This is a genomic window from Gordonia sp. IITR100, from assembly GCF_002009645.1.
In the GTDB taxonomy this organism is placed as follows: domain Bacteria; phylum Actinomycetota; class Actinomycetes; order Mycobacteriales; family Mycobacteriaceae; genus Gordonia; species Gordonia hongkongensis.
On sequence record NZ_MVKV01000009.1, the window covers coordinates 208,175 to 214,575 of the forward strand.

Genomic DNA, 6,401 nt, shown 5'->3' on the forward strand with positions numbered 1-6,401 from the left:
CGAAGTCTGCCGGTCGAGTTGACGTCTGCCTGTTGCCCAGCCCACGCCCTCCGGCACACGCAGTAGACAATCTCGCAAATCTGTATACACGTGCGGTGAACACGTTCTAGATTTGCCGCATGGCCGAGACAGTCACCCAGCTCCTGCAGGCACGCGCCGACGACGACAACCTCGCGATCACCTACGAGGGTCGGCAATGGACGTGGCGCGAGTACATTCGCGACGCCGAACGCGCCGCGTCGGCGATTCTCGGCATCGCCGACACCGAGCGTCCGCTGCATGTGGGTGTGCTGCTCGGGAACACGCCGGACATGCTGGTCGCCCTGGCCGCCGGCGCGCTGGGCGGTTACGTGACGGCGGGGATCAACAACACCCGCCGCGGTGAGGGCCTCGCCGCCGACATCGTGCGCGCGGACTGTCAGATCCTGCTCACCGACGCCGAGCACCGCCCTCTCCTCGATGGCTTGGAGCTACCCGGCGTGACGGTGCTGGACACCTCTACTCCGCAGTGGGCCGAGATGCTCTCCGGCGCCGCGGAGTTGACCCCGCATTCGGTACCCGGGGCGATGGACACGTTCATGCTGATCTTCACCTCGGGGACCAGTGGAAACCCCAAGCCGGTCCAGTTCGCGCACATGATGATGCCGTTCGCGGGCCCGGTGCTCGCCGACAAATACGACATCGGCCCCGGCGACGTCTGCTACCTTTCGATGCCCCTGTTCCACAGTGCCGCACTCATGGGGGGTTACTGCGTCGCACTGTGCGGCGGTGCCGCGATCGCGCCCGCCAAGTTCTCCGCCTCGACCTTCCTGGCCGACATCCGCCGCTACAACGCGACGTACATGAACTACGTGGGCAAACCGCTCGCCTACATCCTGGCCACCGAGGAGAGGCCCGACGACGCCGACAATCCGCTCCGGGTGGCGTTCGGCAACGAGGCCACCGACCGCGACATCGACGATTTCTCGCGCCGGTTCGGTTGCACCGTCTGGGACGGCTTCGGTTCCACCGAGCTGGCGATCATCATCACCCGCGAACCCGGCACCCCGCACGGCTCGATCGGCAAGGGTTTCCCGAACGTCGCGGTGTACAACTCCTCGACGCTGACCGAATGCCCGCGTGCCGAATTCGACTCCAGCGGAGCGCTTCTCAATGCCGACGACGCGATCGGCGAGCTGGTGAACATCGAGGGCGGCGGCATGTTCATGGGCTACTACAACGATTCCGACGCCACCAGCGAGCGTCTCCGCCACGGGATGTACTGGTCGGGCGACCTCGCGTACAAGGACGCCGACGACTGGATCTACCTCGCCGGCCGGACCGGCGACTGGATGCGCGTCGACGGCGAGAACCTCGCCGCCGGACCGATCGAACGGGTGCTGTTGCGCGTTCCCGAGATCAATCGCGTTGCCGTGTATGCCGTTCCGGACGACCACGTCGGCGATGCGGTGATGGCCGCCGTTGTCCTGCAGGACGGCGTCGAGCTGACCCCGGAGTCCTTCGCCGAACAGCTTGCCGCACAGGCCGACCTGTCGCCGAAAGCGTGGCCGACGTATGTCCGGATCGAGGACGACCTGCCCACGACCGCAACGAACAAGATCCTCAAGCGCACCCTGAAATCCGAGGGCGCCGTCCCCGGCACGGGCACACTCTGGGTGCGCGAGCCCCGGTCCCGCGTGTATCGACAAGCCGTCGCCGCACAGGCATGACCTCGACCGCGGCCACCACACCGACACCGGAATCCGTCCCGCAGCACACGCTTCCGGAGATCGGCTACTACGCCCTCTCGCGCCATCCGGTCGATCCCGCCGAACTCGCCGACGAAGCGGGGCTCGCCGACCGCGCGGGCTTCGGTGCCGCCTTCGTCTCCGAGCGGTTCAACGTGAAGGACGCGGCCGTACTCGCGGGCGGTCTCGCGGCGGCGAGTCGCCGGATGGGCGTCGCCACGGCCGCGACCAACCACAACACCCGTCACCCCATCATCACCGCGTCCATGGCCGCCACGTTGTCGACCATGACGGATGGTCGCTTCGCGCTCGGCCTCGGTCGTGGATTCGCCGCACAGTGGCAGGTTCTCGGGGTTCCCGATGTCACGAGCGCCCAGCTCACCGACGCCGCCTCGGTGTTGCGCACCCTTTGGCGCGGCGAGATGATCCTGGGCCACGACGGCCCGCTCGGCACCTACGACTACCTCAACCTCGGTGTCGCGGTTCCACCGGTCCCCATCCTGCTCGTGACGATGTCGCCCAACACCTTACGTCTTGCCGGGCGCATCGCCGACGGTGTCGTCCTGCACACGTTCTTCTCCGACGAGGCCACCATCGCCGCGGTCGAGACCGTCCGGGCGGCGGCCGCCGAGGCCGGTCGGGACCCCGCTTCGGTGCGCATCTGGTCGGTACTGGCCACCGTGCCCGACCATCTCGATGATGACGACCGGTTGCGACGTCTGTACGGCCGGCTCGCGACCTATCTCCAGGGGTATCCGGACGTCCTGATGCGTGCCAACGGATGGCGTGGGGACGATCTCGAACGAATCAGAGACAGTCCGGCTTTCGCCGGCGCCCGCGGACCCATCGACGCCACTGCCACGGCCGACGAACTGGCCCGGCTCGCCGAGGTCATCCCGGCGTCGTGGGTCGCCGACAGCGCGGTCGGCAGTGCCGAACAGTGCGCGGCCGCCGTGGCGCGCCAGTTCGACCTGGGAGTCGACTCGGTCATCATGCACGGCGCCGCGCCGTCGGAACTGTTGTCGGTGCTGACGGCGTACCGGTCGATACGACCCGCCTTGCCGGCTCTGCCAGTGAACCCGGGTTCGGTTGCGGGACCACCGGTTCAGTGACCGTCAGTCGGGCACGCCGGGTGGCACCGAGTTCAGCAACGCGCCCGCCTCGACCCGGAGCTGTTGACCGGTCACGTACCGGGCGGCATCGGACACCAGGTAGAGAACCGCCTCGGTGACATCCTCCGGCGCGAGCAGGTCCACCGGCATCGCGTGCAACGACGCGAAGACGTCCTTGACGTCGTCGTAGACCGGCTTCTCGAGATCGGGTCGGAACAGCCGGTAGATCTCGTCGTGATGCACCATCGCGGTGTCGACGTTGCCGGGATGAATCGCGTTGACGCGAATACCTTTCGGCGCCAGGTGCCGGGCGAGGTCGTTGACGAGTCGCGCCACCGCTCGTTTCGAGTGGCCGTAACCGCCTGCACCCGGCCCGGCCTGCGCGGACTCGAACGACGGCATGAACGCGGCCATCGAACCGATGCAGACGATCGATGCACCCGCTTCGAGGTGCGGCAGAGACAACTCGAGGGTGTTGATCACCCCACCGAGATTCACCGACACCGTGTTCAGCCAGGTGACCGAGGGACTCTCGGGCCCGAGCGGGCTGATACCGGCGTTGGCCACGACGATGTCGAGTCTGCCGAACTGCGCCACCGCGTCGTCGATCGCGGCCTGCAGGGCGTCCCGGCTGCGGACGTCGGCGATCTTCGCGATCACCCGACTGTCCGTCGCGTCGACCATCTTCGCGGTCTGCTGCAGGTCGTCCGGCGTGCTCATGGCGTAATTGACCGTCGTGATCTGATCGCAGATGTCGATGGCGATGATGTCGGCGCCCTGCTCGGCCATCCGCACGGCGTGGCTGCGCCCCTGACCCCGTGCCGCGCCCGTCACGAGGGCGACCTTCCCGTCGAGTCTGGTACTCACTCGCACTCTCCTCGTCCCGGCGACCACGAGTCCGGCCGCCGCGTCTCCGCGCAGCCTAGCCGACGGCCATCCTTCGTGTGGCGGAATGGATTTGCTGTTCGCAAGGTCGCCCGGCGTGGCCGGCCTGCACAGCTGCACACCGCCGCGCCGGTTCCCTGGACACCAGTCCAATTCCTCGGTAGTGTCCGATCAGCGGCCTGGGTGAGCCCGGTCACATCGGCCCGGCCCACGCAGCTCGATCGAAAGGGCGTGCCCGTGCCGGACACCGTTAGAATCCCGACTTGCATAGACGAACTCACCCCGACGTGGTTGACCGCGTTCCTCGCTTCCCACGGTCACGACGTCAGCATCGAGTCGGTGGGTGCCGAACCGGTGGGAACCGGTCAGATGGCCGGTTCCTATCGCCTCCACCTCGGGCACGACAGCCCAGCGACATTGCCCGACACCATGATCGCGAAGCTCGCGACCGGGTCACCGGACCAGCGCGAGTTCGGATCGGGGGTGTTCCGCAACGAGGTGCGCTTCTATCGCGACCTCGCCGCGTCGTTCACGGTGCCGATGCCCGACTGCTTCGCCGCGACCATCTCCGATCGCGGCACCGAGTTCGTACTCTTGCTGGAGGACATGGGCGCAGCCGTGCAGGGCGATCAGATCGCCGGCTGCACACCCGCGCAGGCCGAGGCGGTAGCCGTGGCGACTGCTGGTCTCCACGCTCCCCGGTGGAACGATCCGACCCTGCTGGCCGAGATGCCGTTGCCCACCGACGCCGACCGGGAGGTGATGGAGTCGATCCTCGCTCCGATGGCGGAGGTCTACCGCGAACGCTTTTCCCCTATCGGTCCGTCATCGGCAGCGGTCGACTGGCTCGTCCGTGAAGCCGGCCAGTGGCTGGTCGCCCCGCTGGACAATGCCACCCTGATCCATGGCGACCTCCGGGTCGACAACGTCCTGTTCGGCCCGTCCGGTGAGGTCACGGTGATCGACTGGCAGACGATCACCACCGGTAACCCGCTGCGCGACATCGCCTTCCTGCTGAGTACCAGTCTGACCACCGACGACCGGCGCCGGCACGAGCGCGGCATCGTCGCCTCGTATCATCGGGCGTTGGTCACCGCCGGCGTCGGCGACTACACGCTCGACGACTGCTGGGACGACTACGTCGGCAACCTCATCCAGGCGCCGCTGATCATCGTGTTCGGCTCCGCTGCTGCACAACCCACCGAGCGTGGCAACGCGATGTTCGATGCGATGCTGTCCCGCAGCGCAGCCGCGATCGACGATCTCGCACCCGGAGGGCTGTGAACCGTGCCGTCACTGGTCATCGGGGGCAACGGGTTTCTCGGTTCTCATCTCGTTCGGCAGCTCGTGGACGCGGGCGAGGAGGTGCGGGTGTTCACCCGGCCCACGAGTGACCTCCGGCCCCTGGCCGGTCTCGGCGTCGATCACGTGACGGGCGATCTCTTCGACGCCGACGCCGTCGCGCGGGCGATGACCGGTTGCGACGTGGTGTTCCACTGCGCGGTCGACACGCGCGCGTGGTTGCGCGATCCGGCACCGCTGTACCGGACGAACGTCGAGGCCCTGCGTTCGGTGCTCGACGTCGCAGCCCGGATGCCACTGCGGAAGTTCGTGTTCACCAGCACCGCGGCGACCATCGGGCGGGTGAACGGCCGTCGGGCGACGGAGGACGATGTGTTCAACTGGGCCGCGCGGGCTCCCGCCTATGTGCGCAGTCGCGTGGCCGCCGAGGACCTGGTGCTGCGTCGAGCGCAGGACGACGCGGTACCCGCCGTCGCGATGTGCGTCGCCAACACCTACGGACCCGGCGACTGGCAACCAACTCCCCACGGCGCATTCGTTGCCGGTGCGGCGCTGGGCAAGTTACCGTTCACCGTCCGCGGCTGTCGCGCCGAGTCGGTCGGCATCGACGACGCCGCGCAGGCGCTGCTCCTCGCGGCGGACCGCGGCGAGGTCGGCGAACGCTACATCGTCTCCGAGCGGTCCATCGACACCGGTGAGATCGTGGCCATTGCCGCCGCGACCGCGGATCGTCAGCCCCCGCGCGTCGTTCTCAACCGCGCGGCGCTGTACACCTTCGGGGCGGTGGGTTCCGCCCGTGGGGCGCTGACGCGCAAGCCGGTGCAGTTGACGATCCCCTCGGTCCGGTTGATGCACTTCATGTCCGAGATGGACCACGGCAAGGCCGAACGCGACCTCGGATGGCATCCACGCCCGGTGACCGAGGCCATCGCCGACGGTGCCCGCTTCTGGCTCGAACGACGCGCCGCGCGCCGCGCTGGTTGAGCCGACACAACCACCTCGCTGGTTGAGCCGGCACCGAGCGAAGCCGCCGGGCCGAGCAAGCGACGAAGGAGCGCGTCGAGGTCGAGGCGCCGAGTCGAAGCCACTTGATGACCTCGACGAGCTCGGTCAGCGGGCGAGTCAACCCGCCCTGCTCCCCAATCCCCAAGAACCGCAAAAGCACTGGTCCCTGAGGTGCGACGAGCGCAAGCCGCCGGGCCGAGCAAGCGACGTAGGAGCGCGTCGAGGTCGACGAGCCACGAAGGGCCTGGTGGGGCACCTTGCGAGCCCTTCGTGGCTCGCTTCGCTCGCACCTCAGCCTGAATCTTTCACGGGTGGGTAGGGTTTCGCCGATCGGTTGTCGGTGTCGCCTTTTGATGGTTGGTGCTGGTGT

5 protein-coding genes are annotated in these 6,401 nt (G+C 67.9%); 4 read left to right on the forward strand and 1 reads right to left on the reverse strand.

The window, feature by feature from the left end:
• Positions 1-119: 119 nt before the first annotated feature.
• Together fadD1 and B1818_RS14730 are read left to right on the forward strand one after the other, a co-directional pair.
• Positions 120-1,709 carry a fatty-acid--CoA ligase FadD1 gene (gene fadD1 / locus B1818_RS14725; RefSeq protein WP_078113133.1) on the forward strand — a complete coding sequence of 530 codons (1,590 nt, stop codon included), beginning with the start codon at positions 120-122 and terminating at the stop codon, positions 1,707-1,709.
• On the forward strand, positions 1,706-2,839 hold the full coding sequence (locus B1818_RS14730) for a TIGR03857 family LLM class F420-dependent oxidoreductase (protein ID WP_078113134.1): 1,134 nt from the start codon (positions 1,706-1,708) through the stop codon (positions 2,837-2,839). The genes fadD1 and B1818_RS14730 overlap by 4 nt, the downstream gene beginning before the upstream one ends.
• Positions 2,840-2,842: 3 nt before the next feature.
• Here the strand turns inward: B1818_RS14730 and B1818_RS14735 are convergent, their stop codons facing one another.
• Positions 2,843-3,706: a mycofactocin-coupled SDR family oxidoreductase gene (locus tag B1818_RS14735; RefSeq protein WP_068971220.1), complete on the reverse strand. Its 864-nt coding sequence runs from the start codon at positions 3,704-3,706 to the stop codon at positions 2,843-2,845.
• Positions 3,707-3,961: 255 nt separating this feature from the next.
• Between B1818_RS14735 and B1818_RS14740 the strand changes: the two genes are divergently transcribed.
• Positions 3,962-5,008: a phosphotransferase family protein gene (locus B1818_RS14740; protein WP_078113135.1), complete on the forward strand. Its 1,047-nt coding sequence runs from the start codon at positions 3,962-3,964 to the stop codon at positions 5,006-5,008.
• 3 nt (positions 5,009-5,011) lie between these two features.
• Entirely contained in the window at positions 5,012-6,010 is a 999-nt protein-coding gene (locus B1818_RS14745) for an NAD-dependent epimerase/dehydratase family protein (protein WP_078113136.1), read from the forward strand.
• The last annotated feature ends 391 nt before the right edge of the window (positions 6,011-6,401 follow it).